Annotated in this window: 19 protein-coding genes; 12 read left to right on the plus strand and 7 right to left on the minus strand. The window is 29.3% G+C overall.

What is annotated here, in order from left to right:
* The first annotated feature begins 119 nt into the window (after positions 1-119).
* Positions 120-1,316, plus strand: a complete 1,197-nt coding sequence (locus tag ACWUD1_RS02000; RefSeq protein WP_472756860.1) for a cation:dicarboxylate symporter family transporter — start codon at positions 120-122, stop codon at positions 1,314-1,316.
* A 149-nt stretch (positions 1,317-1,465) separates the two neighbouring features.
* On the opposite strand, the gene ACWUD1_RS02005 is transcribed toward ACWUD1_RS02000, so the two are convergent.
* Together ACWUD1_RS02005 and proS are read right to left on the minus strand one after the other, a co-directional pair.
* Positions 1,466-1,612, minus strand: coding sequence for a hypothetical protein (locus tag ACWUD1_RS02005; protein ID WP_472756861.1), 147 nt, complete (start codon positions 1,610-1,612; stop codon positions 1,466-1,468).
* 328 nt (positions 1,613-1,940) lie between these two features.
* On the minus strand, positions 1,941-3,407 hold the full coding sequence (proS, locus tag ACWUD1_RS02010; RefSeq protein WP_472756862.1) for a proline--tRNA ligase: 1,467 nt from the start codon (positions 3,405-3,407) through the stop codon (positions 1,941-1,943).
* Between the two features lie 520 nt (positions 3,408-3,927).
* On the opposite strand from proS, the gene ACWUD1_RS02015 reads away from it, so the two are divergent.
* From ACWUD1_RS02015 to ACWUD1_RS02025, 3 genes are all read left to right on the plus strand, one after another.
* Positions 3,928-4,083 (plus strand): hypothetical protein, encoded by a 156-nt coding sequence (locus ACWUD1_RS02015; protein ID WP_472756863.1) that lies wholly within the window; start codon positions 3,928-3,930, stop codon positions 4,081-4,083.
* A gap of 192 nt (positions 4,084-4,275) precedes the next feature.
* Complete coding sequence (locus tag ACWUD1_RS02020; protein ID WP_472756864.1) at positions 4,276-4,875, plus strand: BAPKO_0422 family outer member beta-barrel protein; 600 nt, start codon at positions 4,276-4,278, stop codon at positions 4,873-4,875.
* A 40-nt stretch (positions 4,876-4,915) separates the two neighbouring features.
* Positions 4,916-5,719, plus strand: a complete 804-nt coding sequence (locus tag ACWUD1_RS02025) for a DUF3996 domain-containing protein (protein ID WP_472756865.1) — start codon at positions 4,916-4,918, stop codon at positions 5,717-5,719.
* Positions 5,720-5,757: 38 nt separating this feature from the next.
* Here ACWUD1_RS02025 and manA read toward each other — a convergent pair whose 3' ends face one another.
* Together manA and ACWUD1_RS02035 are read right to left on the minus strand one after the other, a co-directional pair.
* Positions 5,758-6,873, minus strand: coding sequence for a mannose-6-phosphate isomerase, class I (gene manA, locus ACWUD1_RS02030; RefSeq protein WP_472756866.1), 1,116 nt, complete (start codon positions 6,871-6,873; stop codon positions 5,758-5,760).
* Positions 6,870-8,738 carry a fructose-specific PTS transporter subunit EIIC gene (locus tag ACWUD1_RS02035; protein ID WP_472756867.1) on the minus strand — a complete coding sequence of 623 codons (1,869 nt, stop codon included), beginning with the start codon at positions 8,736-8,738 and terminating at the stop codon, positions 6,870-6,872. The genes manA and ACWUD1_RS02035 overlap by 4 nt, the downstream gene beginning before the upstream one ends.
* Positions 8,739-8,849: 111 nt before the next feature.
* On the opposite strand from ACWUD1_RS02035, the gene ACWUD1_RS02040 reads away from it, so the two are divergent.
* Genes ACWUD1_RS02040 through ACWUD1_RS02050 form a run of 3 tightly spaced genes read left to right on the plus strand, consistent with a single transcriptional unit; the run spans position 8,850 to position 11,148 of the window.
* The gene (locus ACWUD1_RS02040) at positions 8,850-9,509 is read left to right on the plus strand and encodes a hypothetical protein (RefSeq protein ID WP_472756868.1); all 660 of its coding nucleotides are present in this window, start codon (positions 8,850-8,852) and stop codon (positions 9,507-9,509) included.
* The gene (locus tag ACWUD1_RS02045) at positions 9,506-10,387 is read left to right on the plus strand and encodes a DNA/RNA non-specific endonuclease (protein WP_472756869.1); all 882 of its coding nucleotides are present in this window, start codon (positions 9,506-9,508) and stop codon (positions 10,385-10,387) included. The genes ACWUD1_RS02040 and ACWUD1_RS02045 overlap by 4 nt, the downstream gene beginning before the upstream one ends.
* A complete protein-coding gene (locus ACWUD1_RS02050) occupies positions 10,384-11,148 on the plus strand; it encodes a hypothetical protein (protein ID WP_472756870.1) in 765 nt (254 codons plus the stop codon). Before ACWUD1_RS02045 ends, ACWUD1_RS02050 begins: the two co-directional genes overlap by 4 nt.
* Before the next feature lie 29 nt (positions 11,149-11,177).
* On the opposite strand, the gene ACWUD1_RS02055 is transcribed toward ACWUD1_RS02050, so the two are convergent.
* Together ACWUD1_RS02055 and ACWUD1_RS02060 are read right to left on the minus strand one after the other, a co-directional pair.
* Positions 11,178-11,774, minus strand: coding sequence for a diacylglycerol/polyprenol kinase family protein (locus tag ACWUD1_RS02055; protein WP_472756871.1), 597 nt, complete (start codon positions 11,772-11,774; stop codon positions 11,178-11,180).
* Positions 11,774-12,721 (minus strand): peptidylprolyl isomerase, encoded by a 948-nt coding sequence (locus ACWUD1_RS02060; protein ID WP_472756872.1) that lies wholly within the window; start codon positions 12,719-12,721, stop codon positions 11,774-11,776. Before ACWUD1_RS02060 ends, ACWUD1_RS02055 begins: the two co-directional genes overlap by 1 nt.
* Positions 12,722-12,941: 220 nt before the next feature.
* Here ACWUD1_RS02060 and ACWUD1_RS02065 point away from each other — a divergent pair, with 220 nt between their 5' ends.
* The 5 genes from ACWUD1_RS02065 to ACWUD1_RS02085 all read left to right on the plus strand — a co-directional run bounded on the left by ACWUD1_RS02065 (position 12,942) and on the right by ACWUD1_RS02085 (position 18,164).
* Complete coding sequence (locus tag ACWUD1_RS02065) at positions 12,942-13,802, plus strand: CheR family methyltransferase (RefSeq protein WP_472756874.1); 861 nt, start codon at positions 12,942-12,944, stop codon at positions 13,800-13,802.
* A 74-nt stretch (positions 13,803-13,876) separates the two neighbouring features.
* Entirely contained in the window at positions 13,877-15,049 is a 1,173-nt protein-coding gene (locus ACWUD1_RS02070; protein WP_472756875.1) for a chemotaxis protein CheB, read from the plus strand.
* A gap of 24 nt (positions 15,050-15,073) precedes the next feature.
* Complete coding sequence (locus ACWUD1_RS02075) at positions 15,074-16,282, plus strand: TraB/GumN family protein (protein WP_472756876.1); 1,209 nt, start codon at positions 15,074-15,076, stop codon at positions 16,280-16,282.
* Positions 16,283-16,331: 49 nt separating this feature from the next.
* The gene (locus ACWUD1_RS02080; protein WP_472756877.1) at positions 16,332-16,961 is read left to right on the plus strand and encodes an adenylate kinase; all 630 of its coding nucleotides are present in this window, start codon (positions 16,332-16,334) and stop codon (positions 16,959-16,961) included.
* 135 nt (positions 16,962-17,096) lie between these two features.
* Positions 17,097-18,164: a hypothetical protein gene (locus ACWUD1_RS02085; protein WP_472756878.1), complete on the plus strand. Its 1,068-nt coding sequence runs from the start codon at positions 17,097-17,099 to the stop codon at positions 18,162-18,164.
* On the opposite strand, the gene ACWUD1_RS02090 is transcribed toward ACWUD1_RS02085, so the two are convergent.
* Positions 18,161-19,081, minus strand: coding sequence for a diguanylate cyclase (locus ACWUD1_RS02090; RefSeq protein WP_472756915.1), 921 nt, complete (start codon positions 19,079-19,081; stop codon positions 18,161-18,163). The genes ACWUD1_RS02085 and ACWUD1_RS02090 overlap by 4 nt on opposite strands.
* Between the last annotated feature and the right edge of the window lie 7 nt (positions 19,082-19,088).

Consider the following 19,088-nt stretch of genomic DNA (forward strand, 5'->3'; position numbering starts at 1 on the left):
TTCACATATAATATATTAACAATTAAATATTATTATTAAAAGTTTATTTTTACTAAAAAATCTAGTAAGATTTATTATGCTATAAATATTACTTTTCAAACTCAAATAAGGAATCGTTTATGAATACAAAAGTAAAATTCTTGTTAAGTACGCCCACTGGAATATTGCTTGGATTTTTTTTCCCCTCTGAAGCTTATAACACATTGTCTCATATTTTCATAAGATTAGCCTATTTCTCATTAATTCCTTTTTTAGTATTCTCAATTCCACTTGGAATAGAAAATATTATTGAGAATAAAAAATTCAAAAAATTGTTTGGAAAAACAGTCTATTATGGAATTTTAATTAATATTATAGGAGTTATCATATCCATTGCGGTTGCAACAATCCATCTACCACAAAGAATACCAATATTAGATAAAAATACCCAAAACATATATACATTTGATAAAACAACATTTATTGAAACATTCTTCCCAAAAAATATCTTCACAATACTCACAAGCAGTAATCCAAATCTCTTAAATATTTACATTATTTCAATAATTATTGGTATCAGCTTTTACTATGCAAAACAAAAGGGAAGGATTGCAAGAGAACTTATTTTAAGTATTTCAAATCTTTTTTATAATGCAAACGGAATAGTTGTCAAAATATTATACTTTGGTATTATTTTTATTACAGCTGCATACACTACAAATTTAAAAAACTTTAACAACTATCAATACTACACTGACAGCATAATTTTTTTATCATTATGGACAATTATTATTATCCTAATAATAATTCCAATGATTAGTTATCAATTAACAAAAAATTTTAAATTATCATACAAAAATATCTTGCTATCTATTCAAAATATAATATTTGTAGGCCTGACAATGGATACTTATACTCCCTATGCCATTTTAATAGAAGATATTAAAAATGAAAAAATAAATATAAAAAAATTAATGATTACAAATATACCCATAGTTAATTTCATTTCCAAATTTGGAACAATCTTTATCTCAATAATTTCATTTTTTATTATTTTAAAATCTTACTCTAGCTTGCCTATATCAATTTATGAAATAAGCTACATGAGCATATTGGCATTTCTATTCATTTTTGCATTCCCACACATACCAAACAGTCTGATTTACATAATTACAATGCTATGTTCAACTTATACAAAGGGAATTGATCTTAGTTATTCTAACATAATACCCATACTTCCAATCTTAACATCTCTAGCTTTAATGATTGATTTTACAGCCAATATCGCAATAATGCAAATAGTAGATTTAAATGACTTAACAGATACTGCAAATTAAGAACATCAATATTAGCTGATAATAAAATCTTACAAAATTAAAATACAATTAAAAAAGCAATAAAAATACCAGATTAGTATTCAATCTAAACTGGCTACCTACATATCCTATTTCTTTCTCCTGAATCTTACTACTATCCTATTATTTCCCTAGGAATCGAGATCATTACCATCTGGATAGACTATCTGGAAAAGCCAATCGCATAATTCATTTATGCTTTCATAATTTTTCCATCTGTAAGAGAATAATATATCTTTCGCTCTTTTATCAATACTCAAATGCCTAATCACGCGCATCTTTAAGATACTGTTTATATCTCTCTTTATCTTACCTTATTATATTTTTCAGAATATCTATCATATCCCTCATCATCATTCTAGTATCCCTTATAGTCAGTTACTCAGCTCCTTAAAGTATTATAAACTCGGTCCAATTCTTTCTATTTGCCCTCATTATATCCCTGCTCTAATTTCCTTTTTTTGACTTACGTCTCATATATTCTCCTTTTTCATACACATGCTTAGTGATTATAACATCCTACAAATTATGCCTATCATGCTACAACATGTTTATCATGAAATACAACATGATAAATATTAATAAAATAAATTCGATATATTAATACTAGTAAGCTCTTGCAAATAAGACAAGATATTTGGCTGCCTTATTGCAATAAATACAGAACAAATCATTTAAAAGTCTATCTTTAAAATCATCAGGAATACATCTTATTGTGGCCTTTGTATCATTCTTAATATTCTCTTCACAAACCCCATTTCCACACCATGAAGAGAGCACAAACCCTAAAGATTCATTCATATAAGTCTTAAAAGTATTATAGTCATTCTTTTTAAATCCAATAATTTCTTTAGTATGTAAATTTCTAAATTCTAATGCCCTATTAAACAAATTGCATTGCATAGCCTCAAGTTCATCTCTCATTCTAGATGATAACTCTTTAAGTGATACTTGATACTTAGAATTTTTATCCTTATCTCTTCTTGCAATAGTCACGCAATCCATCAAAATATCATTAGAACCTATTTCAATTCGTATTGGAATTCCCTTAAGCTCCGCATCAGCAAACTTAAATCCTGGAGAATTTTTAACATCTTGATCAAGTTCAACTCTAAATTTTTCTTTTTTTAACAAATTAAAAATGATCATTCCATACTCAAGAATTTTTTTATTAGTCTCATCATCCCTTTTAAAAATAGGAACAATAATAATTTCAATTGGTGCTATTTTTGGTGGCAATATCAAGCCCCTGTTATCAGAATGAACCATAATCAATGCTCCGATTAACCTGGTTGATACTCCCCAACTTGTTGCAAAGACATATTCCATATCACCTTTATTATTTTGAAACTTAACATCAAAAGCCTTAGCAAAATTTAATCCTAAATAATGAGATGTTCCTGCTTGTAAAGCTTTTTTATCTTGCATCAATGCTTCAATTGTGTAAGTGGATACCGCACCTGCAAATTTTTCACTCTCTGTCTTTTGGCCACAAAATACAGGAACAGCTAAATAATCCTCAATAAATCTTTTATAAAGATTTAAAATTAATAAAGTTTCCTCTTTTGCTTCCTCAGCTGTCTCATGTGCCGTATGTCCCTCTTGCCATAAAAACTCAGTGGTGCGAAGAAATGGTCTTGTTCGCTTTTCCCAACGAATAATATTTGCCCACTGATTTATTTTAATAGGCAAATCTCTATAAGATTTCACCCATTTGCTATACATATTCCAAACAATTGTCTCAGAAGTGGGCCTTAATACCAAAGGTTCTGCCAAATCTTCACCGCCAGCAATCGTCACAACAGCAAGTTCGGGTGAAAAACCCTTAATATGTTCTTTTTCTTTTTCTAAAAATTCATAAGGAATAAGCAATGGAAAATACGCATTCTCATGCCCTGTCTCTTTAAACTTACAATCAAGTATGCTTTTAATTCTCTCCCAAATAGCATATCCGTAAGGCATAATAACCATGCAACCCTTAACAGGACTATAATCAATAAGTTTTGCCTTTTGTACTATATCCAAATACCATTTAGAAAAGTCTTTATCCTTTGAGGAAATAAAATTACTCATAAATCCTATCCTTTTTAAAAAATCTTATAAATCCTAATCTTAAAAAATTATTTAATTCATTTTGTCAAAACACAAATATAATAACTTTTAAATTTACAAAATAGACCTTTATATTCAAACAAATGCGTTTTATTGGGCATTAAAACTATTCAAACATATAACTTTGAATAGTTTTAAGTTAAATATCTTTAATATCTACTTTAGAGTTTGTTTTAGACATTATCGATCTCAATTCAAAAAACAAAAAGCTATCTTACCACCTTATAAGCTAAATATATATTTATATTTATAATATATCAAATAAATTAACTCAAACTTTTAATTCAAAATTTACACTTAAAATGCTTTTCTAAATTCATACATTACATACAAATAAACATAAAAATATACACAATCTTTTGCAATCAAGAACTTTATTGGCATCTTTTTTATTGATATTGAAATATATATAAAAACATAATTACAACTTTAATAATTAAATGAATGAAAAAAATCAACTTTAGAAAAGTTGATGAATTCCATGAATAAATGGTTACTTGCTAGTTCTACAAACTTAAATTTACATATCGCAAATACTACTAACATACGAAATTACTATATTAGAAAGCTTCAACAAGAGCTAACATCGCCTAATAAAATACTAACAAACAAAACTAATTTAAAAAAATTAAAATGATAAAAATATATGATAAATAAAATTTTAATGCTAAAAATACGTAAGATAAAAGTTACATATGTATTACATATTCACTACTAAAATTTTCTATATTCCTATATATTAAATTTTCTATATTCCTATATATTAAATTTTATGAAATATAATTTTAAGAATTATATGCAAGATGAGACATAATGTGGAGGAATATTCATGAAAATATTACTAAAACTAATTATAATTTTTTTAGCAAGTCTATCTGGAGCAACGACAATTAATGCATCGGCACTTAATAAAATATTAAGTGAAAAACAAATCCAATCGAAGACATTTGGAATAGGATTTGGTATTGGAAATCCTATCACCAATATCATACTTAATTTCCCATATGTACAAATAGATCTTGGATATGGAGGCTTTAACGGATTACACCCTAATAATTTCTTACCTTACATTGTTGCTGGACTTGATGTTCTATTTAAAGAAGAAATTTATCAAAATACAACTCTCACAGGTGGACTTGGAGTGGGGTTTGATTTATCACAAATCAAAATAAAAGAACCTGATGCTGCAAACATACCTCAAGGAAATATTCAAGTTCAAGAGGAAGAATTTTCAATAACCTCATCTAATAATAGATTGGGGATTGTGCTTAGACTTCCTATTGTGCTTGAATATAGCTTCTTAACGAATGTAGTAATAGGGTTTAAGGTCGTGACAACAATTGGGGGAACAATAAAATTTAAACCAGCATCAATGGAAGGGATAAGATTTGGATTTTTCGGTTTTGGATTCATAAAAATATATATATAAGAGATAAGAGCATGCAAAGGAAAATAAATGGAGAAGATAAATGGAAAAAAATACCAAAAAAATGCTTATATTATTATTAATATTCAACTCACATCTTTTAGCATTCTCTCAATCCAATAAGGCTTATTCCATCAAATGCACAAAAAACAGAGATGAAATCACCTGCACTACAAATGCTAAACCTTCTCTTGAGGCACAACCTCCTATTGAAAAAATTAAACCTTCTCTTGAAGAGCCTAAACCTCCCATTAAAACAATTCAACCTTCTCTTGAAGAACCTAAACCTCCCATTGAAACAATTCAACCTTCTCTTGAAGAACCCAAACCTCCCATTGAAAAACCTAAACCACGCATTCTAGCAAATCCCCATACAAAGAAAGAGCAAGGCAAACCCTTTTCATTTGCAGTAGGGACAGGAGTGGGAAATCCACTTATTAACTTTTTAATCTCATTCCCGTATGTAGACATAGATCTAGGATATGGTGGTTTCTTATACTTTAACCCCAAAAACTTTAAACCTTACAATTTAATTGCTATTGATTTAATTTTTAGAAGACAGGTAGGAAAATCTGTAATAGTCGGGGGGGGATTTGGTATTGGAGCAGACTGGTCTCAAGCAGGTCTAACTCCTCTGGGCGCTAAACAACCATCTCCTTATGAAAGGATAGGAATAGTAACCAGACTACCCTTATCACTTGAATATAAAATTGTAAAAAATGTATCAGTAGGATTTAAGATCTATCCTACGCTTGGTCCAACGATATTCCTTACAAAGCCAAAAATAGCATTTGAAGGTATGCGATTTAAGTTTTTTACAATTGGATTTATAAGAGTTTTCACATAAATAATCAATCCTGACAAAATTAAAAAACCAAAGTTTGGCTATACAGAAATGGCAACAAAGATCTCACCATCACCACAAATTAATAGTGCTCCACCGCAGTTTCCTATAAATATGCTTTCTCCTCTCTTAAGACAAAATCTATTATTAATCTGAATCTTTCCATCCATAACTAATAATATCATTACACCATCTTGTTTAAACAACATTTTTCCGCTTATATCTCTTTGAAACAAACTTAAATTAGTACCTGGAAGCTTAAATACATTAAAACCATCAATATTTTTACTCCTTAATAAAGAAAAATGTCCCTCCTCAAATTTACCAACATTAAGCATTTCATTTGTATCAATATATTTAGCAGTAAGACCTGCCCTAATAACATTATCAGAATTAGTCATAAGCTCAAGACACTCACCCTTAAGATAAGCATGCAACTGTTGACTTTCTGTATAGAATGCCTCACCTGGATTCAATTTAACAATATGCATCCCTAAAAAGATCAAAAGACCAATATCTGCTCCATAAATCTTATAGATCTCATTAAACCAATAAGCTCTAAAACTATCTATTAATCCTAAATTTTCTTTTACTTTGTTAATAGTATTCTCAATTTCATTTCCTTGCAAACTAAATATATGTTTCATAAACTCCTTATGAGTTGTAAAATGAAAATCTAATTTTAACTTTTCATATATATTAATAATCTCAAAAAAAGGCAAAAAACCCTTAAGAGCGTAAAAATCACTTAATGCATAAACAAGTTCTATCTTTGGATTTTTATCCTTATAAATTCTTCTAAAATCATCAATATCTATTCCCTTATCATTTTCTACTTTAAAACCCTTTAAAGCTGCTTCTTTTGAAGGATGTATTTGAATTGATAGGGGCCTTTGGGCTGAAAGAATCTTAAATAAAAATGATAATTCGTTCTTACATCTGAACAGATCCCCATTATTCTCCAAAAAATCATAAAGAGAGATATATTGACCGGCAACCAATATCTTACTAGAAAATGTTTTATGTGCCCCAAGCCACATCTCGGCTTTAGGTAAACCATCTTCTCTTTGCTCCAAAAGAGCAGGGATGAAACTAGTTCCACCCCAATCATATTCTTTAATTGCATTTTTCATCAAAAAAATATCATTACCTATCATTTAGTTCCCCTCATTCTTAGTGATTTCAGCAAAATAACTAAGCCTGTTGCAACAGCGACCCCAGCAGCCATTGCAATAATAAATCCTAACTTATTATCAACTACAGGAAACACTATTGGCCCCCCATGAGGAGCATGATCTGCAACTCCCAAAAAAGCCGCAATAATGCTTGCAACAGCACCCCCAACCACTATTGAAGGCAACACTCTTGTAGGATCACTTGCAGCAAAAGGAATCGCACCTTCACTAATACCAATAAATGAAATTAAAAAAGAAATCTTGCCAGATTCGCGCTCTTCCTCTTCAAATAATCTAGGCATAATCAAAGTAGCAAGTCCCATAGCCATAGGGGGAACAGGTATTGCTGATGCAACCATACCCATTATTTGTGGAACTTGAGGAATCATACCAACACCAAAAAGGAACGCTACTTTATTAAAAGGCCCCCCCATATCAACCGCTACCATTGCACCAAGCACCAATCCAAGCAAGAGCTTTCCTACAATACCATAAGCTTCTGAATTATTTTGAAGGGCTCTAAGACCATTTTCAAGTAATTCCATAAATTGAGCAATATAAATACCCCCATAAATCATGAAGAGACCAATAATAACAGTACTTATTAATGGAATTACAAAGATAGGCATCACAGGTCTAAACCACTCAGGAACTTTCCTTTTGGCTACCCATCTAGCAATACAACCTGCCATAAACCCTACAAGTATGGCTCCTAAAAATCCTGCTTTAACATCCCTAGCAAGAACTCCTCCAACAAGGCCTGGCGCAAGACCTGGTTTATCAGCAATTGCCATTGCAATAAACCCTGAGAGTACTGGCAACATCATACCAAAAGATACAGCACCAATATCTGTAATTGTTTTATAAAAAGGATATTTATCAAAATTTGGACCCTCCGGACCAATGCCTGCAAGAGATATCCCAAGAGCTATCAAAATACCTCCACTTGCCACAATTGGAACCATAGGAGATACACCACTCATTAAGTACTTATAAACACTAGATTTACTTTCGCTAAACTTACCTTTCAAAGACTTAGCATTCTTAGAATTAAATATTGGAGCACTCAATGATTCTTTAATCACATTTTCCACGTCATTGATGACCTTTGCAGTTGAAACTTTATAAACCCGCTTTCCATTAAATCTCGTTTCATCAATCTCTTTATCCACCGCAAGTATCACAATCTCAGCAGCTTCAATATCAGTATCTGTTAAAGGATTATCAATCCCAATAGACCCTTGTGTTTCAATTTTCATGTTGTATCCTTGCCTCTTAGCCTCAGTATCAAGCTTTTTAGCAGCAATATATGTATGAGCAACTCCTACAGGACAAGCGCACACAGCTATTATTTTCTCCGATTTAGAATAAATTTTAACAGCAGGTGTCTTTGTATCTTCAAGGCTAACTATATAAGAATAAATTTCATCAGGCTTATTTACAGATATTAAAAAATTCTTAAAATCATTGCTTTCAAACAATCTGGCTATAAAAGCTATAGACTTAATATGATCATTGCCTTGATGATTTTTAGACATACAAATTAAAAATATTAAATTAACAGAAGAATTATCTTTAGACCACTTTATACCATTACCTTTTATGTAAAGCAATGAAATAAAACTTGATTTAATAACATCTCCTATAAAATGTGGAATAGCAACTCCATTATCCCAAGATGTTTCCCCAATGTCTTCTCTCTTCAACAATCCCTGCAACAACTCAGTCTTATCCTGCGTATATCCCTTTTCACTTGATTGATCAACTAAAAAATTAATCGCCTCATTTTTAGAATTTATTTTATCGGAAATAAAAATAAGATCTTTTTTAAAAAATTTTAAAAACATAATATTAAACCTCCTAAGTACCTAACTTAATTTTACTATAGTACAAACAACAAACTCCTTTTACCCTTTTTTATTTTCAAATTATTTTATATTATTTAAATTAATTTAATTATGAAAAAAATGATCAAATTTTCTTTTTTACTAATATGTATTAATCTACATTCTTCAAATAATGAAATACAAAATAACGAAGTACAAAAAGAAAATGAAACAAATAAAAAAGAAAATTTATTTAAAAAACTCCCAAATAAACACAAAAGTAAGTTCTACTCAATCCAAAGAGGCTTTGTCTATTCAACAGGAACAGGATTTGGAACAGGTTTTTTTTTAAATTCAGCAATCAGTCACATAATATTTAGACCCTATTATGTATTTGCAATTAATAATTTTGATTTCATGGCTGTTTTCATGATCATCATGATCGAAGACTATAACATATCAAAAAAAACGCAATACTCAAGCTCGCACATTGGTATAGGAATAAACTGGCATATTATAGATTTTACCAAAAAAATGCAATATTTATCTTCTACTACCGGCGTTGGGGCACGACTTTATCTTTCTACAAGCTTAATAGACGATTTCAAATTTTATAACAGATTACCTTATACATTAGAGCCATACGTATTTATTGAATTTTCTACAAAAAAAGCCATGTCTTGCTTAAACATATACTCAAAAATTGAATGTTTGGTTCTCGATACATTTAATATTTCCTTTGATTTTGGCATTAAATATAATATTAAAAATAGCAAAGAGGTAAACTTGTGAAAAAAAGACTAAAAATCTTATTATGTTTTTACATATCAATTTTATTAGTGGCTCTGATCTTATATAGAAATCCTACAGCCTTTAATAACATAAAAAGAATAGCTGCCGTCTATCTAGAAAAACTTAAAGATAAAATTTATGGTCCCCAAATCCCATATGAACTACAAGAACAATATCTCTTACCAAAAGGATATCTTACAACTCAAGTATTGCATAAAAAATACTACTCCTTAGGTTATGCTGAGAGTGCAAGACAAGCAGAATGGGTAGCCTACCAACTAAAAAGAGAAATGGTTGAACTAGCTTTAACTTTGCTTAGAGAAAAAAAAATAAAGAGAAGCAGAACATTTTTTGAAGATAAAGATATTAAAGGGATTGCTCCCAAGCTAACTGATTATCTAAGGAGTGGTTATGACAGAGGACATATCGTCAGCTCTGCTGACATGTCTTTTTCCAAAGATGCAATGTTAGATACATATTTCCTTTCAAACATATCCCCTCAAGTGGGAGAATTCAATTCAGGAATCTGGCTCAAACTTGAAAAACTAGTCAGGAAATGGGCTATTTTAAAAGAAAAGATTTATATTATTAGCGCAGGAATACTAACAGAAAATAAAGGATTTATTGGAAAAAATAAGATTCTAGTTCCAAAAAATTTTTATAAAATAGTGCTATCATTAAACAATGATAACTCTTATGATATAGTGGCTTTTGTAATTCCAAATGAGAAAGCTGAGGATTTAGAATTACGAAATTACATTGTAAATGTTAATCTAATTGAGACAAAGACTAAAATAGATTTCTTTGAAAAACTTGATGCTAAAATAAAAAAAATAATTAAAATGAAAAAAGACATATTCTCTTGGGAATTTAAATGAAAAAACTCTTTACTAAACTAAATTTTTTTTTACTTATAACCGTTGTTTTAGGAATAGTCATTATATCAATAATAATATATCATATAAACTTTAATATCGATTTTTATAATTATCTAATTAAAACCTATAATACAAACTTATTAACCTTAGTTAATAAGTTTTTTATCTTTAGTATTGGGATTATAGGTTCTCTCTGGGCATACATTAACTATAAAAGAACAAATAACATACAATTTGTATTTTTTTATTGCTTCATCTGCTCATACATACTTTCCCCCATTTCACTTTTTAAATATTATTTTTTAAAGAATATATTAAGTTCAGAACTTTATTCTTTCATAAAATTTTATCATTTAATATCTGTATTTGCATTACTAAACTTATTTTTTCTAAGCCTATACATATGTGATTTCAAAATAAAGTCAATAACTTATACCATTTATTTAATTTTTACTTTTTCAATGATTTATACATCTTTAATTCCTATTAATGCTTATGAAAACACACATAATTTCTTATCCTCAACATCAAACAATAATTTTTACACTTATTTATTCTTGTTGTTAATACCAATAAACTTTTTAGTAGCATGCCATAGAAAAAAAAATTTAAGCTACTCATTACTCTTTATATCAATGTCATTAATAATATTAGGGGCTTATCTTAATTTAATTGAAATACCTTATGCATTTATTCCAACCCTAATAGGGGTACCAATATACTTAAAAGAATCTGGCAAACTGTTCTTCTATTGGTTATAAATAAATCTAATGATGTGTTAAACAATAAATCAAGTAACAAGTAAAAAAGATAGAGTAGCTACACCTACAGGCAAAAACAAGTTATCATATTTTGCAAAATCAAAAAGCTCAACAAGTACCGCCCCCATTCCAACAATTGATGCTAATATAAAGTTTGGAAAAAAATAATAATAAACAATAAAAGCAACACAAAAAACAACAACACTACCTGAAAATGTTTTATTATTGACAAGTCTAAAAGATGGTATTAATTTGCCAAAAAGACTTGCGAGTCCATCTCCAAGACATGCAGAAAATATTCCAATATAATTAAAAGGTTCAGCTATAAAAAAATAAGTACAAAATATACTAACTATTAAAAATATTGGTGAAAAAGATATCTTGCCCGGGGATATTTCTCTACTCTTTACTATTATTTCCGATATTTTTTGAAAAAAAAATAAATTTATTCCCATGATTCTAAATATTTCTAAAGTCAAATATGCAAAGATAAAAAATAGACTAGATGCAAGACCTACCCAAAAACTTACTCTATAAAACAACAAAAATATCAAAGTAACAATATGAAAAAATTTTCTATAAATCTCATATTTAATACTTTCATCAAATAAAACTTGATTAAACACTAATTAATTTTCCTTAAAATAATATTAAATTTTAAAAATGAATTTGCTTTTATAATCTCACCAATACTTCTATCTCTGTAAGCAAGATTCGGTGGAATTATGACTACCCTCTCCTCTCTCTCACTCATATCTAATAACATTATGTCCCAACCCTCAATTACTTGACCATTGCCAACCATAAATTCTATTGGATCTCCTCTGTCAATTGAACTATCAAATTTTACTCCACTTAGTAAAAACCCTTCATAATCCACTTTTACAACATTACCACTCTTAACATTTTTGCCATTTCCTTGCTTATTTATCTTATAGAGAATACCACTTTTATCTTTCTTAAAATCCTTATAATCTCTATCAATTATTTCAATCTGGGATGCCATATATTTTTTAGACTCCGCAAGCTTTGTTTCCTCATAACTTGTTTTTAGCTTTAAAAACGCTTCATTGTTAACTTCAAAAGCCTCTGCCTCCTTACCAATACGAGTAATCCTTATTTTTTCTATCTTATCTCCTTGAGTTATACTGCGAACTGTATCCATTCCTGCAACTACTTGACCAAAAATCGAATGTTTAAAATCAAGGTAAGTAAGATTATCTGCAAGGGTAATAAAAAATTGACTGCCATTTGTGTCAGGACCTGAATTGGCCATAGAAACAATCCCTGGCTCATTATGACTCAACTCCTTACTAAATTCATCGGGAAAAACATAGCCAGGTCCGCCAGTACCCGTCCCAGTAGGATCTCCTGTTTGAATAACAAATCCATCAACAACCCTATGAAAAACAATATTATCAAAATAAGACTGCTCTGTAACAGAATTTTTAATAGTACCTTCACTAAGACCAATAAAGTTCATAGCTGTTAAAGGTGCAATCTTATAATAAAGTTCAACTTCTATAATACCTTTATTTGTATTAATTGAGGCAAATATTCCATCTTTTTTCACTAAATCTTTCCTTTTGCTGTTACAAGCTACTAAACTCAAAATCAACAAAAAATATAATAAACACTTATTCACAAGTCTATTCCTTAAAATCAACATTTAAATTAAACGATTAGTCATAATTGTACTATTTATTGAAAAAATAATACAATTAACTAGCAATTTATAAGCACTTAAGTGATACTATTTACTAAAGAAATTTATAAAATGTGGATTCATGTAAATGTTGAATATTAATAATGAACTTCTTATGAAATTTTCTGATTTTATATACGAAAATAGTGGAATTCGATTTGATGAAAAAAACATCATTGTATTAAAAGGACGAATCAATGATGCAATACGTGAACTTGAAGATATCAATACTCCTAAACAATTATACAACTTAATCACTTCTAACAAACTTCAAAAAGAATACTTTTTAGATCTAGTTACTACTAATCTAACACGATTCTTTAGAAACGAAGCCCATTTTGCAACCTTCGAAAAATTCATAATCCCAAATTTAATCAACATTAAAACTGAAGAAGGCAAAAACAAAATTGTCATATGGTCTGCAGGATGCTCAACGGGGGAAGAACCATATTCACTAGCATTTGTTCTTAAATATCATCTCCCAAGAAATTTTGAATTTATTATCATAGCTTCAGACTTAAGTCTAAAATCGCTCATGATAGCAAGAGAAGGATATTACTCTGTACAAAAATGCGAAAATATTCCCATACAGTATAAACAATACATCAAGTCTTACATGAACGGTTATAAGGTAACAGAGGATATTAAGAAACACATACGATTTGACTATCATAACTTACATTTTGAAAGCGAATTTTCAAACATGGATGTTGTTTTTTGTCGAAATGTGTTAATATATTTTGATGAAAAATCGCAAATAAAGGTCTTGAAAAGATTTTACTCTTCCATGTCTACCAAAAGTTATCTATTTATTGGATACTCAGAATCGCTTTTTGGTCTCAATCTTCCTTTCAAATTTTTAAAAACACCTTGGGCAATAATATATGAAAAGAATGAAAGTAGTTATTCTAAAAAAAATTTACAATTCAAAAACAAATACAAATTATAGTTTTTAAGTTATTATAAATTACAATTTAAAAACTATAATTTGATACAAACAGGCACACTGGGAGCAAGACAAAAATGCGAGAAAAAATTTATGTGCTCGTTATTGAAGTTTCTTCTATTAACAGAAAGATTATATCAGATATTATAAACTCATCTTCAAGACTTGAAGTTATTGCAACTGCAGCCAATACAGATTTTGCTCTTAGAAAACTTAACAAACATCCTGATGTAATATTACTTAGTTTAGAAGTAGAAACATTTAAAGAAATCTATTTTATAAAAAAAAAGCAAAGCATTAACGATAAATTACCTGTCATTATTCTCTCATCAAATCAAGACATAGCGCAAAATGCCATATTAAAAGGTGCTGATGACTTCATAATAAAACCTAAAAACAAATTAGATGTCGTAAAAAATCAAATAATAGATTTACTTTTAATTTATGGAAAAAAAACAATAAAAAATAATATCATAACTAACATTAATGCTAAAGTTGCAACAAACGCTAATCCTTTAAGCAATAACAAAATAAAAAAAGAAAACCTAAACATAACAGAAATGTTATATAGTTCAGAAGTTAAACTGAATGCATTTAAGATTACAAATCTAAATCAAAACAAAATACAAGACAAAATAATAGATGAAAAAGATTTAAAAAAGCTTAAAAACAGAAAATTTGAAATAGTTGTTATTGGAATATCTACAGGGGGCCCTGTAGCATTAAAGACAATGCTACCAGAAATACCTAAAAACTTTCTTGTACCAATAATAATTGTTCAACACATGCCAAAAGACTTTACCAAAGAATTTGCAAGAAATCTTAATAATATATGCAATTTAACAGTCAAGGAAGTAAGCAATAAAGAAGTACTTCAAAAAGGCTTCATATACATAAGCCCTGGAGGATACCATACTAGAGTTAATAGAATAGATGAAAATTATCAAACAGAAATCTTTGATGCTGAAAATGTAAATGGACATAAACCGTCCATAGGTGTACTCTTTAAATCAATAGCAGAAAATGTAAGGGAAAAAGCAATAGCTTTAATAATGACTGGCATGGGAAATGATGGTTCTAGAGAAATCGGAGACATTAAAAAAGCTGGTGGTTTGACTATTGCACAAGACGAGCAAAGTTCAGTTGTGTTCGGGATGCCAAAAATCGCAATAGAAGAAAATAATGTAGACTATATAGTTTCAATAAGTCATATGGTAAAATTATTAAAAGCCATCCTTATTGATGGTTAAATTTTTTAAAGGCAAGGACAAATTTTGAATATCACAGAAGAGAATACTGAAGATCATTTTTCACATGTCAGCACTCTAGACATAGGTCATAACAAAATATACGTACTAGGAACAGCTCATGTATCAAAAAAAAGTTCACAAGAAACAGCTACTTTAATTGAAAAATTAAAGCCAGATTTTATTGCTGTTGAACTTGATGAATCTCGATATCATGCAATCTTAGAAACAGATGAAAACGAAAAATGGCGCAATTTAGACATATATAAAGCAATAAAGCAAGGCAAAGCATTTTTATTAATAGTACAAATCATTTTAAGCAATTTTCAAAAAAAATTGGCGAAAGAACAAGGCATTAGTCCTGGCGAAGAAATGAAAACGGCTATTTTAAAAGCCAAAGAACATAATATACCGTTACTGCTTGTTGACAGAAAAGTTGAAACAACTCTTAAAAGAGCATGGAATTGTGTCCCAATATTTGAAAAAGCTAAAATAATAACAAGTCTGTTTTCATTTTCAGACGTAAAAATTACACAAGATGAGATTGAAAAACTAAAAGAAAAAGATGTGCTTTCAAATATGATGGAAGAACTTGCAAAAGAAATCCCTACTGTAAAGAAAGTTTTAATTGATGAAAGGGATGAATTCATAGCAAGTAAAATACTTGAAAGCTCAGGAACAATTCTTGCAGTAGTAGGGGCGGGTCATGTAGAGGGAATAATGACAAATTTAAAAGAAATTCAAGAAAATAAAAAAACTATTAATATCAATACACTAAACAGCATACCTAAAAATAAATTCTCAATGAATAAGTTGATATCATACTTTATAACAATTTCAATTGTTGCACTAATAGTAAGTTCATTCTACTTTAAAGGATTTGATTTCGCCTATAAAAATTTAGAGCTTTGGATAATATGTAATGCTTTATGTGCAGGTCTTGCTGCTATCTTACTAAGATCAAATATCATAACAATATTAATAGCATCAATTGGCGCTCCAATATTTTCACTAATTCCGTTTATTGGAACAGGTATGGTTGCAGGTCTTGTTGAAGCTTATATCAATAAACCAAAAATAAAAGATTTTGAAAAATTACAAGAAGACTTGGATAACATAAAAGGATATTTTAAGAATAAAGTTACAAGGATTTTATTAATAGTATTCTTCGTAAACATTGGATTTGCAATTGGCACAATTGTCGGTTTTAAATTTTTATTAAATATATTTAGCTAATATTAGCTAAATACCAAAAAGAAAAACAAGAATATACGGGAGTTAAATTATGAAACTTATTTTTTTAGGACTTCCAGGTTCTGGAAAAGGTACAATTGCAAAAATCCTTGCAAATAAGCTAAACTATTATCATATCTCAACAGGTGATCTATTTAGAGAAAATATATCTAAGTCTACACCTCTTGGCAAGGAAATCAAACAAATAGTTGAAAATGGACAATTAGTACCCGACTCAATAACAATAAAAGTTGTTGAAGATAAAATTAATACCCTTGAAAATAAGGATAATTTTATTCTTGATGGATTTCCCAGAAATATCAATCAAGCCAAAGCGTTAGATACATTCTTGACAAATATTAAAATAATTAATTTTTCACTTGATGAAGAACTACTAATAAAAAGACTATCTGGAAGAAGAATATGCAAGTCATGCGGAGGAATATTTAACATATACACATTCCCCTCAAAAGAAAAGGAAGTATGTGATCTCTGCCATGGTACACTTTATCAACGAAAAGATGATACAACAGAGTCACTCAAAATAAGACTGCAAGAATATCACTTACAAACAAAACCACTAATAGATTTTTACTTAAAAAGTAACCGACTTAATCATATAAACACGTCAAAAGATATAAAAACTGTGGAAAAAAACTTAATGGAAATATTGTTAAATTAATATTATTAATTTAAAATAATAGTTATTAATTTAAAACAATAGTTATTAATTTAAAATAATAGTTATTAATTTATATTTATTAAAAAACTATAATGCAAAAAAGTATAAAAAATATTTCATAGGGGTAAAATCTATATGTTAAAAAAATTAATTATGCTATTACTCTTTTTACAAACTCTAACAATCTACTCACAGGAAAAACAACAAGAAAATTTAGAAAAACAACAAGGAAACACAGAAAAACAACAAGAAAATCTAAATGAATATTTTTACAATAGCTTTCAAATGGCATATTATCCACCGCATGCACTTGGCACAAGAGGGGGTAAATTTTCTCCAAGTTTTATAACTCCTCAATTTCAATCAGTAACACCAAATGAACAAGTTTCGCCTAGTTCTTGGGGAAGTATTAAATTAATAGCATTTCTAGGATACTATCAATTTTTTAAACTATTAGATCACCCCGACTCAGCCTTATTTCAAAATAATGGAATAGATGTCAACATTAATGCTGGGCTTTCACCTGTTATTGCATTATTTAAAGGGGAAACAAGTTTTACCCCTATTGCATTCGTTAATCTATATGCAGGAATTGAACTTGGAATAGGGTGGCAAGGATTTGGCTTTAAAGGTGTTGGAGTACACCTTGGCAATGGCAAATATTCAGAGAAGATGGAATTTTATTCTGAAATAACAATAGGAGGAAGACTGCAATTTGATCTAAACGCTGTACTTACAGGAAACTGGACTCACATTATTACAGTAGTTGGAAATAATATTTTGTATACAAACAATCCACATGCCAACAATAATCAGCTTTGGAAATATAAAGCCGATGAGGGCAAAAATGTAAATGGTTTTACAATCAATCCTTATGCGCTCTTAGCCTATAAAATGCCTTTACCACTTAGTATAATTGGATTTTTATACGAAGGTCAAACATATATTGGACACGCAAGATATGTAAGTACAGCTCAAGATAAAGGATGGGGAAGTGATTTCTTTTATCATAATTTTTCCCTTATCTCGAAAATTGAAATTAATCAAAATTTAACACTAGATATGCAATTTAAATTTTCAACAGCGCCTCTTTATACAGAAAATACAGCAGGAATGGCTGACATTTCTAAAAGAATAAGCACAAATAATACATATATCTACTATGATTCTATTGGATTGTCATTAACCTATAAGATTTATTAATATTTAAACTGATTACGACCAGAAATCTTAGCCTCATATAATTTCTCATCAGCAAGTTTAATAATGTTAGTAAAGTTGGAATCATAAGGAATCTGAGCAGCTAATCCAATTGAAACTGTTACAAAATTAGAAACACTACTGTACTCATGCACTATTCCTAAACTTCTAATATCTTCAATTAAAATACTAACAACCTTAAATATCTCCTCTAAACTCTTACCCACAGAAAACAAAATAAATTCTTCCCCGCCATAACGGGCAATATCTACCTTATATTTAATGGCAACTTTATTTAAGCTCTTTGCAATTAACTTAAGACATTCATCACCATTGGTATGTCCATAGTTATCATTATATTTTTTAAAATAATCAATATCTAACATTCCAACAATGACGTTCTGTTTATTTTCCAAAGCTTTCATCCAAGACTGTGCAAACTTATCAGTAAAAAATCTTCGATTAGGAATTTGAGTCAATCCATCAATTCTTGCAAGATTTTTAAAATAATCTCTAAGTCTTTTAAGTTCAAGATGAGTCTTAATTCTCGCATTAATGATCCTGCTATTAAAAGGTTTTAGAATATAGTCCACTCCACCAACATTAAACCCTTCAAGTTGTGCATCGGTAGAATCTCTTGAACTAATAAAGATGATGGGAATATCTCTCGTCTCAGGATCGCTCTTAAGTCTCTTACAGACTTCATAACCATTAACATCTGGAAGTACCACATCAAGCAAGATCAAATCAGGTTTTGCAAGTTCAACTTGTTTTAAAGCATCAACTCCATTTAATGCAACCCTAATATCATAATCAGACTGCAATATATCTACTAATAAATCTAAATTCGTAGGGGTATCATCTACAAGTAGCAATCTCTGGGGCTCAACTGAAATTTCCTCAGAATTATCCCAAATCATACCCTTC

The sequence above is a fragment of the Borrelia tillae genome, from assembly GCF_055693965.1.